Genomic DNA, 16,887 nt, shown 5'->3' on the forward strand with positions numbered 1-16,887 from the left:
GGGGTGGGGGGGGGCGCCCGCCTCGGCCGCGGGCCGGCGCGCCCCGCGGGGGGGGGGGGGCCCGGCGCGGGTCTCCGCCCGCCGCGGGCCCCCGGCCGGGACGCCCCGCGCGTCCCGGCCGCCCGTGCTCAGGGCTGGGTCTCGTTGCGGACGGTCTGCCTGATCAGTTCCTGGTCGGGCTGCGCCGCCGCCTTCGCCGAGACGTAGGGACGCAGGTAGGCCTGCTGGACGCCGGGGACGCGGTCCTCGATGACGAACGTCGCCTTGGTGGAGATGTCGGCGCCCGGGGTCCGGACGGTCGGCAGCGTCTTGAAGTCGGCCCTCATCTCCTCCTTGCCGATCGTCGTCAGCACGTAGCCGCGCTGGTTGTTGTAGAAGCGCAGATGCGGGTTGATCTTGAGGAAGGGCTGGTCGGCGGGGTCGGAGTCCTTGCCGTCGCCGGTGCTGGTGATCGAGGTGCACACCAGTTCCGAGCCGACCGTCCTGGAGTCCGGGTCGTCGTAGTCGGCCTTCAGGTCGCTCGCCCAGTGGGCGTGGACGTCGCCGGTGAGGACGACCGGGTTGCGGACCTTCGCGTCCAGCCAGCCCTTGGTGATCCGGTCGCGGGAGGCGGCGTAGCCGTCCCAGGCGTCCATCGAGGTCTTCTTGACGGGCCCGGCGGTGTTGTCGCGCTGGGCGAAGAACACCTGCTGGCCGAGGACGTCCCACCGGGCGGTGGAGCGGCGGAACCCGTCGAGCAGCCACTTCTCCTGCTCGTTGCCGGTGATGGAGCGCTTCGGGTCGGTGGCGGCGGGGCAGTCCTTGTAGCCGTCGCCGCAGCCCTGGTCGTCGCGGAACTGGCGGGTGTCGAGCATGTGGAAGCTGGCCAGCCGGCCCCACCGCACCCGCCGGTAGACCTGCATGTCGGGGCCCGCGGGGATGGACCGGCGGCGCAGCGGCATGTTCTCGTAGTAGGCCTGGAACGCGGCGGCGCGCCGGGCGCGGAAGTCGTCGTAGGAGGGCGTGTCGGAGCCCTCCTCGGGGATGTAGCCGGCCCAGTTGTTCTCGACCTCGTGGTCGTCGAACACGACGAGCCAGGGGGCGGCCTCGTGCGCGGCCTGGAGGTCGCGGTCGGCCTTGTACTGGGCGTGCCGCAGCCGGTAGTCGGCCAGCTTGACCGTCTCGGGGCCCTCGTGGTCGCGGACGTTGCCGCCCGGGATCGTGTAGACGCCCTTCTTGTACTCGTACTGGTAGTCGCCCAGGTGCAGGACCAGGTCGGGGTGCTCCTCGGCCAGCCGCCGGTACGCGGTGAAGTAGCCGTGCTCGAACTGCGAGCACGACACGAAGGCCATGGCGAGCGCGGGGCCGAAGGTGGCGGGGTGGGGGGCGGTGCGCGTCCGCCCGACCGGGGAGACGTGGCCGTCCACGCGGAAGCGGTACCAGTAGTCGCGGCCGGGGCGCAGGCCGTTCAGCTCGACGTGGACGGAGTGGGCGGCGTCGGGACGGGCCGCGGCGGTGCCGCGCCGGTCGATGCGGCGGAACCGGGAGTCGGAGGAGACCTCCCAGCGGACGGGGACGGTCCGGGCGGGCATGCCGCCGAGGCCGTTCTCGGCGTGCGGGTCGAGGGCCAGGCGGGTCCAGAGGACGAACCCGTCGGGTTCGGGGTCGCCTGAGGCGACGCCGAGGGTGAACGGGTCGGAGGGCAGGGCGCGGCCGCGGGGGGCCGCGTGGGCGGTGCCGGGGGCGCCGGTCACGGCGACGGCGGTGAGGAGCCCGCTGGTGGCGAGCCCGCTGGTGGCGAGGAAGGCGCGCCGGTTCAGCGGGCGGGCGGAGTCGGCCATGGAGAGGTGACCTTTCGGAGGGGTCCGGCAGTGCTGCTCGCCGGACAGCCTCACGAAGATCGATGACCAGGGGGTTCCGCTCGGATGACGCCCGCCACAACAGAGACGATCTTTTGGGGGGCTCTAGAAGATCACGCGATGCGCGGAAAGGGTGCTAGACTTCTGAGCTGCAAATGCGCATACAGATAATCCACCCTATGAATAGGAGTGTAGCCGAGGCATGGGACATCGTCAAGCGGGCGCTGTCAACCCCGGGCGGGAAGAGGGGGCGGCGCGAGCCGCCGTCGACGTCGAGCAGGAGTACGTGTCCCGCGTGTACGCACGGCTCGACACCGAGCGCGACAGTGCCGCGACCGCGCTGCGCGAGGGCCCGGCGGCGGGCGGCGGCGCCGCGTTCCAGGCGCGGGTCGAGAGCGCCATCGCCACCGACGAGGCGGCCCGGCGGCTGGTCCGGCTGAACGCCGTCGAGCACGGCCTGTGCTTCGGGCGCATCGACCACCGCGCCGACGCCGGCGGCTCCGGTGACACCTTCTACATCGGCCGCATCGGCCTGCGCGACGAGGACCACGAGCCCCTCCTCATCGACTGGCGCGCCGCCGCGGCCCGGCCCTTCTACACCGCGACGCCGGGGGCGCCGGGCACGCTCGCGCGCCGCCGCCACCTGCACCTGCGCCACCGCGAGGTCGCCCGCCTGGACGACGAGGTGTTCGACCTGGAGGGCCTGGAGGAGTCCGAGCGCGGCGGCGTCGTCGGCGAGGCGGCCCTGCTCGCCACCCTCCGCCGCGGCCGGACGGGCCGGATGAGCGACGTCGTCGCGACCATCCAGGAGGAGCAGGACCAGGTCATCCGCTCCGGCCTCCCGGGGGTGCTGGTCGTCCAGGGCGGTCCCGGCACCGGCAAGACGGTCGCCGCCCTGCACCGGGCCGCCTACCTCCTCTACACGCACCGCGACGTCCTGGAGCGGCGCGGCGTCCTCATCGTGGGGCCGAACGCCACGTTCCTGCGCTACATCGAGCAGGTGCTGCCCGGCCTGGGCGAGACCGACGTCGCGCTGGCCACGGTCGGCGAGCTGTACCCGGGGCTCAAGGCGACGGCGGCCGACAGGCCCGAGGCCGCCGTCGTCAAGGGCGGCCTGCGCATGGCCGGCGTCGTGGAGGCCGCCGTCCGCGACCGGCAGCGCGTCCCCGCCGAGGGGCTGCGCGTCGAGGCCGACGACCTCACGCTGAGCGTGGACGTGGCCAAGTGCGAGCAGATCCGTGAACGCGCCCGCGCCCTTCGCGCCCCGCACAACGTCCAGCGGCGCCGCTTCGTCCACGACATGCTGGAGTCCCTCGCGTTCGACCGGGCCGAGCAGTTCGACCGCATCATGGACGAGCCCCTCGAAGAGATGGCCAGGTCCGGCGGGCTGCCGAGCTGGCTCCAGGAGCTGATCGACGAGGCCGAGGACGAACCCCTGCTGGACGAGACGGACCTCCGCCTGGCCAAGGAGGCCCTCTGGCAGCACCCGGCCGTCAGGTCCGCCCTCGACGGTCTCTGGCCCGAACTGACCCCCGAGCGGCTGCTCACCGACCTCTACGGCTCCGCCGAGGCGCTGGAGCGCGTGGGCGCCGAGGCCGGCCTGTCCCCCGGCGAGCGGGAGCTCCTGCTCCGGCCGCCGGGCTCGCCGTGGACGGTCTCCGACGTCCCGCTGCTGGACGAGGCCGCCGAACTCCTCGGCAAGGACGACTCCGCCGACAAGGCCCGCGCGCGTGCGGCGCAGGCAGCGCTCGCCGAGGAGGAGCGCTACGCCCGCGAGGTCATGCAGACCACCGACGGCTCCGAGATGATCCTGGCGAGCGACCTGATCTCGGCGAGCGAGCTGGCCGAGCGCCACGCCGGCGGCGGTCCGCGCCTCACCACCGCCCAGCGCGCCATGGCCGACCGCGAATGGGCCTACGGCCACGTCATCGTGGACGAGGCGCAGGAGCTCTCGGAGATGGCGTGGCGGACCGTGATGCGCCGGGTCCCGACCCGCTCCCTCACGGTCGTCGGCGACATCGCCCAGACCGGCAGCGCCGCCGGGGCGGCGTCGTGGGGCCAGATGCTCGACCGCTACGTCCCGGGCCGGTGGCGCGAGCAGCGGCTCATGGTCAACTACCGCACCCCGGCCGCCATCATGAAGGTCGCCGCGGACGTCCTGGCCGCCGTCGCCCCGGACCAGACGCCGCCCGAACCGGTCCGCGACGACGGGCCGCCGCCGGTCGCGGTCGCTCTGCCGGTCGCCGAGCTGCCGTCCCTCGTCCGCTCGGAGCTGGTCCTGGTGACCGGCGGCGAGGACATCGGCGGCGCCTTCAAGGAGGGCCGCCTCGCCGTCATCGCGTCGGCGGGGCGCCACGCCGAAATTCTGCGGGCCCTCCCGGACGCAGCCGTCGGCGCGACCCCCGAGGCCCTCGACTCGCCCGTGGTCGTCCTCACCGCCGAGGAGGCCAAGGGCCTGGAGTTCGACTCGGTCGTCGTCGTCGACCCGTCCGGGATCCTCGCCGAGTCGGCCAAGGGCGGCCAGGACCTCTACGTCGCCCTCACCAGGGCCACCCGCCGCCTGACCGTCGTCCACGACGGCGACCTGCCGCCGCTCCTATCGGCTCTGGAGTAGGCCGGCCAGGGTCCGGTCGAGCTCGGCCCTGACGGCCTCGCCCGCGGCCGCAGGGTCCCGGGCGCGGACGGCCTCGACCAGGGCGGCGTGGGCCGCCCGGCCGTGGGCGTCGTCGGAGGCGCGGACGTCCACCAGGGAGGCGAGGTCGAGGAGGCCGTCGCGCAGGACGGGGACGAACCCGGCGAACAGGTCGGCGAGGACCGGGTTGTGCGCGGCGGCGACGACGGCGGCGTGCAGGGCGATGTCGGCGTCGATGAACGCGTCGACGCCGGGGCCGGCGCCTTCGCCGGCCAGGGCCGCGTCGCGGTCGGCGAGCGCCCGGTCGAGGGCGGCCAGGTCGTCCGGCGTGCGGCGCTCGGCGGCCAGTTCGGCGGCGCGGACCTCCAGCATGGCGCGGATCTCGTAGACGTCGGCGACGGAGGCGCGGCGGAGCCGGGCCGGCCAGTCCTCGGCCGGCTCCGTCGCCATGACGAAGACGCCCGCGCCCTGCCGGGCCTGCACGAGACCCGCCCCGGCCAGGGCGCGCAGAGCCTCGCGGACGGTCGAGCGGCCCACGCCCAGCTCCTTGGCGAGCGTCGTCTCGCCGGGCAGCCGCGTGCCGACCGGCCAGGCGCCGGCGGCGATCTGTTCGCGCAGGCGCTGCGCGGCCTGCTCGACGAGCGGGCTGGGACGGAGCGGGCCGAGCGGCATCGGGAGTCCTCCGGGGACGGCGGCGGGGACTCCAGGCTAGGCCACCTCAGCTTGTCTGAGGAGCTGAGGTGTGGTTGGGTGGGCGGCATGTCGTGGCAGGGCCTTCTTCTCGGTCGCCGCGGCGGGGCCTGATCCGGACCGGCACCCCGCCGCGGGGTCCGGTGCCGCCGGTCGTCCGGCGATCGAACGAGGAACAGGCCCGTGAACGTCCCGACTCCCCGCACGCCCTTCCCCACCCTGCGCACCCCGTCCGGCCCGGTGGCGGACGGCGCGCCCTTCTGGAACCCCCAGCGCGGCAGCTCCATGCCGTTCCACCGCTACCGGTCCGTCCACGAGCGCGTGCCGTCGCCCGTGCCGGACGTCGAGCGCACCTGGCCGTCCGGGCGCGTCCAGAGCGCGCCCCTGTGGGTGCCCGTCGACCTGCGGGACGGAAACCAGGCGCTGGCCGAGCCGATGGACACCGCCCGCAAGCGCCGCATGTTCGACCTGCTCGTCACGATGGGCTTCAAGGAGATCGAGGTCGGCTACCCCTCGGCCAGCCGGACCGACTTCGCGTTCGTCCGGCACCTGGCCGAGACGGGGGTGCCGGACGACGTGACGCCCGTGGTGTTCACCCCTGCCCGCTCAGAGCTGATCGAGCGGACGTTCGCCTCCGTCGAGGGGCTGCCGAGGGCCGTCGTCCACCTGTACACGGCGACGGGGCCGGTGTGGCGGGACGTCGTGCTCGGGTCCGGCCGGGACGGGGTGCGGCGGCTGATCCTGGACGGGGCGGCCGACGTGGCGCGGCTCGCCGGGCCGGGCGTGCGGTTCGAGTTCTCCCCCGAGACGTTCAACGTCACCGAGCCCGACTACGCGCTGGAGGTCTGCGACGCGGTGACCGCGCTGTGGGACGCCTCCCCCGACCGCCCGGTGATCCTGAATCTGCCGGCCACGGTCGAGGCCGCCACCCCGAACGTGTACGCCGACCAGATCGAGTACATGCACCGCAACCTGTCCCGGCGCGAGGCGGTCATCCTGTCGGTCCACCCGCACAACGACCGCGGGACGGGCGTCGCGTGCGCGGAACTGGCGATGCTGGCCGGCGCCCAGCGGGTCGAGGGCTGCCTGTTCGGCAACGGCGAGCGGACGGGCAACGTCGACCTGGTCACGCTGGCGCTGAACCTGCACGCGCAGGGCGTCGACCCGCGGATCGACCTCTCCGACATCGACGAGATCCGTCGGACGGTCGAGCACTGCAACCGGCTGCCCGTCCACGAGCGGCATCCGTACGGGGGCGACCTGGTGTACACGGCGTTCTCCGGAACCCACCAGGACGCGATCGGCAAGGGCATGGCCCGCCACGCGCGCCTCGCCGGGGAGCGCGGCGTGCCGCCGGAGCGGCTGCCGTGGGACGTGCCGTACCTGCCGATCGACCCGGCCGACGTCGGGCGCGGGTACGAGGCGGTCATCCGCGTCAACAGCCAGTCCGGGAAGGGCGGCGTCTCCTACCTGCTGCGCACGGAGCACGGGCTCGACCTGCCGCGCCGCCTGCAGATCGAGTTCTCCCAGGTCGTGCAGCGGGCGACGGACGGCAGCGGCGAGGAGGTCACGGCGGACGAGCTGTGGGAGCTGTTCCGCGCCGAGTACCTGGACCGGGCGGAACCGGTCCGGGTGACCGGATGGCGGACCTCCCGCACCGGCCCGGGGCGGCACGTCTTCACCGGCGCCGTCCGCGTCGGCGGCGACGAGCGGGAGCGCACCGGCACGGGCAACGGCCCGCTGGACGCGCTGACCGGCGCGCTGGCGTCCGCCGGGATCGAGGTGGAGGTCCTGCGGTACGCCGAGCACGCGGCCGGGACGGGGCAGGACGCCGTGGCGGTCGCCTACGCCGAGTGCCGGGTGGACGGCGCGACCCGCTGGGGCGCGGGACGCGACACGTCCGTGCTCACCGCGTCGGTGGAGGCCGTCCTGTCGGCGGTCAACCGCGCGAAGAGCGGCTAGACGACTTCAGGGACCGTCTCCACGTCAGGCCGGTTCCGGGGATGCGCAAGGTCATCTGGCGGCGCCCGTCCGCCGAGCGGGTGTAGCGGGCCCCGCGCGCTCCGACGCTGTGCCCGACGCCCTTCTTGGAGAAGTTGAGGCGAAACGGGCCCATCTTCAGTGATTTTCGATAGCTCCAACCCATGGGACGGGGGTGCCCGGCCGGCACGCCGGGCATCCCCGTACCCCGTTCCCGGACGCCCGAAATCCGCAATAGGGACATCTCCGCCGAGGCAAGAGCAGGACATGACCAAATCCGGACCGTCTTCGTCGCGCACCGCCCTTTACCCGTGGCCCCCGGGCGAGGAGCCTGTGCCCAGTCGGAGATCATTTGCATACTCGGAGGTGCGGGTTGGCCAGGCGATCCCTGAGACGAACCCGGCGGACCATGGCGGTGGCCGTGCTGACCGGCGCGGCGCTCGCCGGCGCGGGCGGCGGCGCGACGGCGCTGGCCGGGACGTCCCCGAAGATCGTGGTGAGAGGCGGGGTCACCCAGCCCGTCTTCTCCTACAAGGACGCGATCCGCGAGCACGTCTACGTCGAGTCCGGCGTGGACAGCGACCGGGACGGCAAGAAGGACCGCGTCAACGTGGACATCATCCGGCCGAAGGAGACCGAGCACGGTCTGCGGGTGCCGGTGATCATGGATGAGAGCCCCTACTACGACAACGCGGGGCGCGGCAACGAGAGCGAGCGCAAGACCTACGACGCGAACGGGAACCCGGTGAAGTTCCCGCTCTACTACGACAACTACTTCGTGCCGCGCGGGTACGCGTTCCTCGCCGTGGACATGGTCGGGACGACCCGCTCCGACGGCTGCCCGGTCAGCGGCGGCCCGACCGACGTCCTCGGCGGCAAGGCCGTGATCGACTGGCTCAACGGGCGCGCCCGGGCCTACCGGCCGGACGGCAGCCCGGCGAAGGCGACCTGGACGACCGGCCGCACCGGCATGATCGGCAAGTCCTACGACGGGACGCTCGCCAACGGGGTGGCGGCCACCGGCGTCGAGGGGCTGGAGACGATCGTCCCCATCTCGGCGATCAGCAGTTGGTACGACTACAGCCGGATGAACGGCGTGAAGTACACCGACGACGAGCAGCCGTGGCTCGCCGACTACGTCGACACCGACCCGCCCGCCAAGTGCGCGGCCGTCAACGCGGATCTGGACGAGGGCGAGGACGACGCGACCGGCAACTACAACGCCTACTGGAAGACCGCCGACTACCGGGACGGGACGATCGCGCGCGCCTCCCGGGTCCGCGCGAGCATCTTCGCCGCCCACGGCGTCAACGACCTGAACGTGAAGGACGACCACTTCGCCAAGTGGTGGAGCGCCCTCGCGCGGCGCGGCGTCCAGCGCAAGGTCTGGCTGAGCCAGCGCGGCCACGTCGACCCGTTCGACACCCGGCGGGACGCGTGGGTGGCGACCCTGCACCGGTGGTTCGACCACGAACTGCAGAAGGTGCCCAACGGCATCATGAGCGAGCCGCGCGCCGACATCGAGGTCGGACCGGACCAGTGGATCACCCAGCGGGACTGGCCGTCCCGGGACGCGCGCGGCGTCGTCCTGCGCCCCGGCGCGGACGGTTCCCTCGGCCTGAAGCCGGCCGCGGCGGGCGCGACCGCGTCCTTCACCGACGCCGCCGGACCCCAGGGCGCGGGCTACCCGGAGGAGGAGATGGTCGCCGATCCCACGGCGGCGCGGCCCTACCGGACGGCGTTCGTGTCGGCGCCGCTGCCGAAGACCGGCCGCCTGTCCGGCACCCCGGACGCCCGGCTGAGGATCAAGCTGGACGGACCCACGGCGAACCTCACCGCGCTGCTCGTCGACTACGGCGAGGACACCCGCGTCAACTACCTCGGCGCGGGCTCCGGCATCCGGACCCTGAACACCGAGGACTGCCACGGTGAGAGCACGCCCGCCGACGACGCCTGCTACAAGCGGACCGAGGTCACGACGGTCACCTCGCCGGTCAACGTCGTCGCCCGGGGGTGGCTCGACGCCCAGAACCACCGGTCGCTGAGCAGGCCCGAGCCGCTGAAGTCCGGCCGCTACTACACCGTCTCCTGGCAGACGCTCAGCCAGGAGTACCTGCTGAAGAAGGGGCACCGGCTGGCGCTCGTCCTCGCCGGAACGGACGCCGACTACAACTTCGACACGCCCACCGGCGCCCAGGTCACGGTCGACCTGCGCGGCAGCTCCGTCTCCGTCCCGGTCGTGGCGGCCGGGGAGGACGTGAACACGCTGGTCGCCCCGCCGCCCAGCGCGACCACCTGGCGGGGCCCGTCCGAGGTCAGCCTGCCCGTCCAGGAGCGCAGGCTCTACTGATCCCCTGACACGCCGACCCGGCCGTGAGGCCCGCCGCCCCGAAGCGGCGGGCCTCACTCATGTCACAACGCGACGCTCTCGCCGACCCCGAGAAGGCGGAGGCGATCGGTCAGCCCGGCCTTCTCGAAGGCCGGGGCCAGGGTGCCGCGGCCCTGGGAGAAATGCGCCCAGCCCTCGAAGTGCAGCGGGACGATCTGGGCGGCGCCCAGGATGCCGGCGGCCTCGGCCGCGCCCTCGCTGGTCAGGGTGAGGTAGGCGTCGCCGATCAGCGGGGTCTGGGCACCGCCGGCGAAGAGCACGGCGACGTCGAACGGGGCGAACCGCCCGGCCACGGCCCGGACCACGTCGAGGGACGCGTTGTCGCCGCTCACATAGACCGTGGGCAGGCCCTCGCCGGAGAGGACGAAGCCGGTGACCGGGCCCGTCAGGTGCTCGGTGCCGTCCGGACCGTGCTGGGCGGGGACACCGGTGACGCGCAGCGTCCCGCCGTCCGGGCGGGGCAGCTCGGCGTGCTCCCAGTTCGGCAGCGCGCGGGCGGTGCCGCCGAGGCGTCCGGCGGCTGCCTCCGTCGTCAGCGTCAGCGGAACCCCGGCCAGGTAGGCTCGGCCGCCCGCGTCCAGGTTGTCGGGGTGCTGGTCGTGGGACAGCAGAACCACGTCGACCGGGCCGACGTCGTCAGGCCCGAGCACCGGCCCGGCGGTCTTGGTCAGCTTCCGCGACCCCATCGGGTAGTCGCCGGGCGGGTCGAACGTGGGGTCGACGACCAGCCGCACGCCTCCGATCTCCAGGATCGCGCTCGGTCCTCCGAGATACCGGATGGTCAATGTGGACATCGCTCGCCTCTTCGTCTCGACCTCATGCCACCGGTTGCAAGAAAGGCCGCGCGGCGGAAATTCCCGAGGGCCCGTCCCGAAGCGGCTTCGGCAACGCGCGCGAGCGCGTGACCTGGCCGGTGCCGCGAAGCCGGAGGCGAGCGGCACCGGCCAGATCGCGAAGCGATGCCGCGTTCGCCCAGGCCCGGTCACGCAGCGAGCCGCCAGGCGAGCGAAGTGGGCCGGGACTGTGAAACACGGCCTAGGGGTTGCCGGTGTCCTTGCTGGGCTGGACGCGCTTGGGCTCCCCCGGCATCTTCGGGTAGTTCGGCGGGTACGGCATGTCGCCGAGGCCGTGGTCCTTCTCGTCGCGGTCGGCCATGTCGAGGAGGGCCTCAAGGGAGAAGGACGCGTCGTCGATCGCGGCGTGCAGGTCGCCCACCTCGGCGAAGCGGGCCGGCATCGTGGCGATCGTGAAGTCGTGCGGGTCGACGTCGGGCAGCTCGTCCCAGGTCACGGGCGCCGACACCGGGGCGTGCGGGGCCGGCCGGACGCTGTAGGCCGAGGCGATCGTGCGGTCCCTGGCGTTCTGGTTGAAGTCGATGAACACCTGCTCGCCCCGCTCCTCCTTCCACCACTTCGTGGTGACCTCGGCGGGGGCGCGGCGCTCCACCTCGCGGCCGAAGGCGAGCGCGGCGCGGCGGACCTCGGTGAACGTCCAGCGCGGCTCGATGCGGACGTAGATGTGCACGCCGCCCTTGCCGGACGTCTTGACGTACCCGGTGTACCCCAGCTCCGCCAGCAGGTCGCGGGCCGGGCCGAGCGCCACCCGGACGGCGTCGGAGAAGTCGGTGCCGGGCTGCGGGTCGAGATCGATGCGCAGCTCGTCGGGATGGTCGACGTCGCCCTTGCGGACGGGCCACGGGTGGAAGGTCAGCGTCCCGAGATTGGCCGCCCAGGCGATCACGGCGACCTCGGTCGGGCAGACCTCGTCGGCGGAACGCCCGCTGGGGAAGGCGATCCGGGCCGTCCGCACCCAGTCGGGCGCGCCCTTCGGGATGCGCTTCTGGTAGAACGCGTCGGACTTGCCGGCGCCCATGCCCGCCTGGCCGCGCGCGTAGTCCTCGCGGGTGGCCATCCTGGCGCCCTCGAAGACCCCGGCGGGCCAGCGTTCCAGCGTCGTCGGGCGGTCGCGGGTGGCGCGCAGGATCCCCTCCCCCACGGCCAGGTAGTACTCCACGAGCTGCCGCTTGGTGTAGCCGTGCTCGGGGAAGTAGACCTTGTCGGGATTGGTCACCTTGACGAGCCGATCCCCGACCGGGATCTCGATGAAGGGCGAGGCCATAACCGCACGTTAACCCACGGGCACGACAGTCTTCCCGCGCGGCGCCGCCGGGTACGGTCGAACCATGGAGAAGATCCGCAAAAGCGAGGACGAGTGGCGGTCCCGGCTCAGCCCCGAGGAGTACCACGTGCTGCGGGAGGCGGGCACCGAGAAGCCCTTCACCGGCGAGTACACCGACACCAAGACCGTCGGCGTGTACCGGTGCCGCGCGTGCGGGACGGAGCTGTTCCGGTCGGAGACCAAGTTCGAGAGCCACTGCGGATGGCCGTCGTTCTTCGCGCCGTCCGACTCCGACGCGGTCACGCTGATCGAGGACCGCTCCCTCGGCATGGTCCGCACCGAGGTCCGCTGCGCGGTGTGCGACTCGCACCTGGGGCACGTCTTCCACGGCGAGGGCTACGACACCCCGACCGACGACCGCTACTGCATCAACTCGATCTCCCTCACCCTCGAACCGGCCGAATGACGCAACCTCCCCGGGCCCTGACGCGTCACATCGACGATCGCGGTCACACCGACGATCGCAGCAGTGGCCGTCAGCCCCCGGGGAGTCGCCGTGGACGAGTTCACCCCCTACGAGACCGCGTTACTCTGCGGCGGACCCACACGGGCCGCGCAGGTCGCGCTGCTCGCCCTCTACGAGAAGCGCCGCGTGCGGGTGTCGCGAGGCACGCGGCGCGTGACCGTCGTCGAGCGTGAGGCGGAGGACGCGGTCCAGGCCGCGCTTCTCGACGAGGTCCCCGACACCGGCTTCCAGCTCGGCTACGTCCTCGACGCGGTCGCCGAATCCGACGAGGTGGCCGCCGTCGCGGGCGGTCTGGTCGAGAGGGGCCTCCTGCGCCGGGGGTTCCGCGGCCGGCTCCGGCCTACGCGCAAGGGGAAGGCGGCCCGGCGCAGGCTCCGCGCGGACGCCGGGTCCGGCACACCGTCCGGGCTCGGCGCGTTGAAGGGCGCGGCACCGGACGCGGTCACCAGGCTCGCCGCGCTGGGCACGGCCGCAGTCGAGGACGTAAAGCTCCGCCACGTCATGGAGATGGACAACCCCAAGCCGTTCGACCTGCCCTACGACTGGGCTCTGAACGGGGTCAACCGGAACACCGAGCAGAGTCGCCTGTCCGACACGCAGTACTCGGGCTACTACGACTCGAACGACAGCGGAAACGGCCCCTACTAGCGGGTCTCGGGGACCTCGCAGTCGTCCTTGTCGCTCTGCTTGTTGGCGAGGACGACGCTGCCGTTGTCGTCGCTCTTGCCGTGCACGAAGACGCGGGGCTCGTCGTCGCCGCCGTCCTCGAGGAACTGGGTCGTCCACTTGCACAGGTCGATGGCCGGCTCTGAGTTCTCGTCGGACTCCCCGAGGTCGGTGTAGACGCGGACGAAACTGCCGCTGCGGCGGACGTCGGTGACGTGCTTGACGACCTTCTTGCCGGGGTCCTTCGTCTCGAAGTACGGCACCGCGTCGGTGATCTCGTCGGGGTCATCGGCGGCGCCGACGCGCTCGTTCGGGGACGGGGCGGCGGCCGTGCGGGCGGCGACGGCGGCGCGGGGGGCGGGGCCCGAGCCGCCGGGCAGCGCCAGGACGGCGACGGCCGCGAGCACCGCGGCCGTCGCGGTCACCGCTCCGGCGAGGCCCAGCCGGCGCCGCCGGGAGCCCCGCAGGGACGCGATCAGGCCGTGCAGGCGGGCCGAGAACTCGGACGGCGGCCGGGCGTGCCGTCCGCGGGCGTGCCGGGCGGGAGACTTGGTCACGGACGGCACTTTACTGCCGGCCGCCCCCGCCCCACGCGCGAATCGGAGTGATGCGCGGACTAGGCCAGACCGGCGACCAGTTCGGCGACCGGCTTGCGGCGACCTGTGTAGAACGGCACTTCCTCGCGGGTGTGCAGGCGGGCCTTCGCGCCCCGCAGGTGCCGCATCAGGTCGACGATGCGGTGCAGCTCGTCGGCCTCGAACGCCAGCATCCACTCGTAGTCGCCGAGCGCGAACGCCGACACCGTGTTGGCCCGGACGTCGGGGTAGTCGCGCGCCATCATGCCGTGCTCGGAGAGCATCGCGCGGCGCTCCTCGTCCGGCAGCAGGTACCACTCGTAGGAGCGGACGAACGGGTACACGCACACGTAGGCGCGGGGCTCCTCGTCGGCGAGGAACGCGGGGATGTGGCTCTTGTTGAACTCCGCCGGGCGGTGCAGCGCCATCTGCGACCACACCGGCTCGCTCGCGCGGCCCAGCGCCGTCCGCCGGAACCGGGTGTAGACCTCCTGCAGGTCGTCGGACGTGGGGGCGTGCCACCAGAACATGTAGTCGGCGTCCGCCCGCAGGCCCGCGACGTCGTAGGCGCCGCGCGTGGTGACGTCCTTCTGGGCGGCCTGGTCGAGGAGGTCCTGCACCTCCGCCGCGTCCTGCTCGCCCACGGTCCCCGGGTTCGCGACCCGGAACACCGACCACATGGTGTAGCGGATGACGTTGTTGAGTTCGCGCGCCTTGGGCTTGCCCGGCTGCTCCGTCATGGTCCAACTCCTTCTCGACTGCGCAAATGGTCCAGGACGCGGAGCGCCGCGGCGCGCGCGGAGGCGATGCACGCGGGGATGCCGAGGCCGTCGTAGGCGGCGCCCGCGACGGCCAGCCCCGGCGCTCCGGCGACCGCGGCCCGGACCTTGGCCACGCGGTCGGCGTGGCCCACGTTGTACTGCGGGAGGCCGCCGCCCCACCGGGTCACCCGGCTCTCGGCTGGCAGCTCGGTGACGCCGCACGTCGCGGCGAGCTCGGCCATGGCGGTCGCGGTGAGCTCCTCGTCGGTCCGCTGGAGCAGATGCTCCTCGCCGTACCGCCCGATGGAGCAGCGCACCGCGATGACGCCCGGCTCGCGGTCGCGCAGGTGCGGCCACTTCAGGGAGCTGAACGTGACGGCCTTGACCCCCCGGCCGCCGCGCGCGGTGTCGCACTCGACGTTCGGGACGAGGTAGCCGCTGCCCTCCGGGAGCCGCGGGAACGCGGTGGCCCGGTAGGCGAGCGTGATGATCGCCATGCTGGCGTACTCGATGCCGCCCAGCTCGCGGGCGGCGGCGGGGACGTCCGGCTCCAGCAGCCGGGACGCCGGGGCCGCCGGGACCGCGACCACCACCGCGTCGGCGTCGAGGTGCTCGGGGTCGCGGGTCGGGCCGACGGTGAGCCGCCAGCCGTCCTCGCGGCGGCGCAGCTCGCGGACCGTCGCGCCGGTCCTGACCGTCCCGCCGGCCTCGGCGATGTCGGCGGCGACCAGGTGCGGGAGCGTGCCGAGCCCGTCCGGCAGCGTGGCGAACACCGGGCCGGGGTCCTTCGGCGCGGCGTCCCTGATGCCCTGGACGGCGTGGATCAGCGACCGGTGGGAGCGCGCGGCGGCGGCGACGGCGGGCAGCGTGGACTCGAAGGACAGCCGCTCGGCCCGTCCCGCGTACACGCCGCCGAGCAGCGGCTCCACGAGCCGGTCGACGACCTCGCCGCCGAGGCGGGCGCCGACGTAGTCGGCGACGGAGACGTCCCCGCCGCGCGGCGTCTCCGGCAGCACGAGGTCGAGCGGGACGCGCGCGAGCCCGGCCGGCGACAGCACGTGCGAGGCGGCGAGCGCCTTCAGGTCGGACGGGACGCCCATGACCTGGCCGGACGGGATGGGCCGCAGCTCGCCGCGGCTGAGGATGCCCGAGGACGTGGTGCCGGGGTTCACCAGGTCGCCGGAGCGGCCGAGGTCGCGCACCAGGTCCAGGCCCTCGGGGCGGCGGGCGAGCATCGACTCGGCGCCCTCGTCCACCGGCACCCCGGCGATCTCGCTGACCCGCAGCTTTCCGCCGATCCGGGGGGAGCCCTCCAGGACCGTCACCCGGACGCCCTCGCGGGCGAGCAGGCGCGCGGCGGCGAGGCCCGCGATGCCGCCCCCGACGACAACGGCATGGGACGTGGTCATGCCTCCAGCCTTCCAGACGCCTCGGCGAACCGCGCACCGGGGCGGGTCCGGCGCCGCGCCCGGCCGCCCGGTTTTTTGTCGCGGAGATGACAAGATCCCCAATACCTCGCCAGTGAATACTGGCAAACATGATGCCTCGGAAGACCTCCCTCCTCGTCACGGCCGCCCTCACGGCCGGAGCGCTCGCGGCCGGCGGGCTCGCGTCCCCCGCTTCGGCCGGGTCCCGCGGCGGGTTCGCGCCGGTCCCGCTGCCGTTCTTCTGGCCGAACAACAGCCTCTACGACGTCGCCGCCGCCTCCCCCGACAGCGTCTGGATCGCCGGGAACCAGGGCGAACTGGTGGTGCCCGGCCCGATCCCGGGGACCGGGCAGAGCATCCCCGGAAACCCCGTCGTCCGGCGCTGGAAGGACGCGCGCTGGGTCGAGTACGACCTGCAGAACCTGTCCAGCCGCGGCACCATCACCGACGTCGACGCGGCCGGGCCGGAGGACGTGTGGATCACCGGCCCGAAGTACGGCCCGGGCGACCCGGCGACGACGGCCCCCTACGCGGCGCGTTTCACGGGCTCGCGGTTCGAGCAGGTGGCGCTGCCGTCCGGCGCCCGCGCCGCGAACCTCCAGGCGAGGGCCGACGGCGTCTGGGTCGGCACCGAAAGCGCTGTCTACCGCCGGACGGGCGACACCTGGACGCACATCACCGCGATCCCGGACATGCAGCAGTACGCGTCCTACATCCGGGCGGACGACGACATCTGGTTCCTCGGCACGGTCTCCCGCACCGACCAGACGCTCGTCGCGCACCACTGGGACGGGCGCTCCTGGCGGAGCGTCCCCGTGCACGAGCCCGTACCCGGGACCGGCTTCACCGACGTGATCGCCCTCTCCCCCACGGACGCCTGGGCCACCGGCATCAGCTACCGCACGTCCCCGGCCTCACCCGTCCTGATGCACTGGGACGGCACGGCCTGGACGGGCGTCGCCCCGCCGCCCGGCCTCAACGCGCTCACCAGGATCGTCGAGGGCGGGGACGGGACGCTGTGGGCGCTCGGGCACTCGCTCGACGAGCCGGCCAAGCCCGGCCTGCTCCGCTACGCCGGTGGGACCTGGGAGCGCGTCCCGACCACCGCCGTGCCCAACCGGAGCAACATCTACGCGACCGCGCTCGCCGTCGTCCCCGGCACCGGCGCCCTGTGGACGCTCGGGTCCGTGAACATCGGCGGTCCGGTCGTCCTGACCGACGGCCCGTGACGAGGGACGGCCCGTGACGAGGGACGGCCCGTGACCAACGGAGGCCCGTGACCAAC

The 16,887-nt window shown here is 73.5% G+C and carries 14 protein-coding genes; 6 read left to right on the forward strand and 8 right to left on the reverse strand.

All coding sequences use genetic code 11. The annotated features are described in order from the left end of the window. Positions 1-128: 128 nt before the first annotated feature. Positions 129-1,820, reverse strand: coding sequence for an alkaline phosphatase D family protein (locus AB0C84_RS18305; RefSeq protein ID WP_361067345.1), 1,692 nt, complete (start codon positions 1,818-1,820; stop codon positions 129-131). A 220-nt stretch (positions 1,821-2,040) separates the two neighbouring features. Here AB0C84_RS18305 and AB0C84_RS18310 point away from each other — a divergent pair, with 220 nt between their 5' ends. Next, positions 2,041-4,452 carry an ATP-binding domain-containing protein gene (locus AB0C84_RS18310; RefSeq protein ID WP_361067348.1) on the forward strand — a complete coding sequence of 804 codons (2,412 nt, stop codon included), beginning with the start codon at positions 2,041-2,043 and terminating at the stop codon, positions 4,450-4,452. On the opposite strand, the gene AB0C84_RS18315 is transcribed toward AB0C84_RS18310, so the two are convergent. Then, the gene (locus AB0C84_RS18315; protein WP_179847484.1) at positions 4,435-5,142 is read right to left on the reverse strand and encodes an FCD domain-containing protein; all 708 of its coding nucleotides are present in this window, start codon (positions 5,140-5,142) and stop codon (positions 4,435-4,437) included. The genes AB0C84_RS18310 and AB0C84_RS18315 overlap by 18 nt on opposite strands. Before the next feature lie 303 nt (positions 5,143-5,445). On the opposite strand from AB0C84_RS18315, the gene leuA reads away from it, so the two are divergent. Continuing rightward, positions 5,446-7,122: a 2-isopropylmalate synthase gene (gene leuA / locus AB0C84_RS18320; protein ID WP_361067647.1), complete on the forward strand. Its 1,677-nt coding sequence runs from the start codon at positions 5,446-5,448 to the stop codon at positions 7,120-7,122. Here leuA and AB0C84_RS18325 read toward each other — a convergent pair. After that, positions 7,100-7,498, reverse strand: a complete 399-nt coding sequence (locus tag AB0C84_RS18325) for a DUF4236 domain-containing protein (RefSeq protein WP_361067353.1) — start codon at positions 7,496-7,498, stop codon at positions 7,100-7,102. The genes leuA and AB0C84_RS18325 overlap by 23 nt on opposite strands. A 51-nt stretch (positions 7,499-7,549) precedes the next feature. Between AB0C84_RS18325 and AB0C84_RS18330 the strand changes: the two genes are divergently transcribed. Further along, positions 7,550-9,490: a Xaa-Pro dipeptidyl-peptidase gene (locus AB0C84_RS18330; protein ID WP_361067356.1), complete on the forward strand. Its 1,941-nt coding sequence runs from the start codon at positions 7,550-7,552 to the stop codon at positions 9,488-9,490. A 62-nt stretch (positions 9,491-9,552) separates the two neighbouring features. Here the strand turns inward: AB0C84_RS18330 and AB0C84_RS18335 are convergent, their stop codons facing one another. Together AB0C84_RS18335 and AB0C84_RS18340 are read right to left on the reverse strand one after the other, a co-directional pair. Further along, positions 9,553-10,323 carry an MBL fold metallo-hydrolase gene (locus AB0C84_RS18335; protein ID WP_361067359.1) on the reverse strand — a complete coding sequence of 257 codons (771 nt, stop codon included), beginning with the start codon at positions 10,321-10,323 and terminating at the stop codon, positions 9,553-9,555. A gap of 241 nt (positions 10,324-10,564) precedes the next feature. Next, positions 10,565-11,647, reverse strand: coding sequence for a DNA polymerase domain-containing protein (locus AB0C84_RS18340; RefSeq protein ID WP_179847481.1), 1,083 nt, complete (start codon positions 11,645-11,647; stop codon positions 10,565-10,567). Positions 11,648-11,711: 64 nt separating this feature from the next. Here AB0C84_RS18340 and msrB point away from each other — a divergent pair, with 64 nt between their 5' ends. Beyond that, the gene (gene msrB, locus AB0C84_RS18345; protein ID WP_361067363.1) at positions 11,712-12,113 is read left to right on the forward strand and encodes a peptide-methionine (R)-S-oxide reductase MsrB; all 402 of its coding nucleotides are present in this window, start codon (positions 11,712-11,714) and stop codon (positions 12,111-12,113) included. 36 nt (positions 12,114-12,149) lie between these two features. Next, positions 12,150-12,821 (forward strand): TIGR04222 domain-containing membrane protein, encoded by a 672-nt coding sequence (locus AB0C84_RS18350; protein ID WP_361067650.1) that lies wholly within the window; start codon positions 12,150-12,152, stop codon positions 12,819-12,821. On the opposite strand, the gene AB0C84_RS18355 is transcribed toward AB0C84_RS18350, so the two are convergent. The 3 genes from AB0C84_RS18355 to hemG are packed head-to-tail and all read right to left on the reverse strand — an operon-like array spanning position 12,818 to position 15,584. Next, on the reverse strand, positions 12,818-13,396 hold the full coding sequence (locus tag AB0C84_RS18355; protein WP_361067366.1) for a hypothetical protein: 579 nt from the start codon (positions 13,394-13,396) through the stop codon (positions 12,818-12,820). The two genes, AB0C84_RS18350 and AB0C84_RS18355, sit on opposite strands and share 4 nt — an antisense overlap. Before the next feature lie 59 nt (positions 13,397-13,455). Continuing rightward, positions 13,456-14,154, reverse strand: a complete 699-nt coding sequence (gene hemQ, locus AB0C84_RS18360; protein ID WP_339154209.1) for a hydrogen peroxide-dependent heme synthase — start codon at positions 14,152-14,154, stop codon at positions 13,456-13,458. Continuing rightward, positions 14,151-15,584: a protoporphyrinogen oxidase gene (hemG, locus tag AB0C84_RS18365; RefSeq protein WP_258939595.1), complete on the reverse strand. Its 1,434-nt coding sequence runs from the start codon at positions 15,582-15,584 to the stop codon at positions 14,151-14,153. The genes hemQ and hemG overlap by 4 nt, the downstream gene beginning before the upstream one ends. Before the next feature lie 128 nt (positions 15,585-15,712). On the opposite strand from hemG, the gene AB0C84_RS18370 reads away from it, so the two are divergent. Beyond that, on the forward strand, positions 15,713-16,831 hold the full coding sequence (locus AB0C84_RS18370; protein WP_361067371.1) for a hypothetical protein: 1,119 nt from the start codon (positions 15,713-15,715) through the stop codon (positions 16,829-16,831). Positions 16,832-16,887 lie beyond the last annotated feature (56 nt).

Origin of the sequence: Actinomadura sp. NPDC048955 (genome assembly GCF_040649435.1) — a bacterium.
GTDB lineage: Bacteria > Actinomycetota > Actinomycetes > Streptosporangiales > Streptosporangiaceae > Spirillospora > Spirillospora luteofluorescens.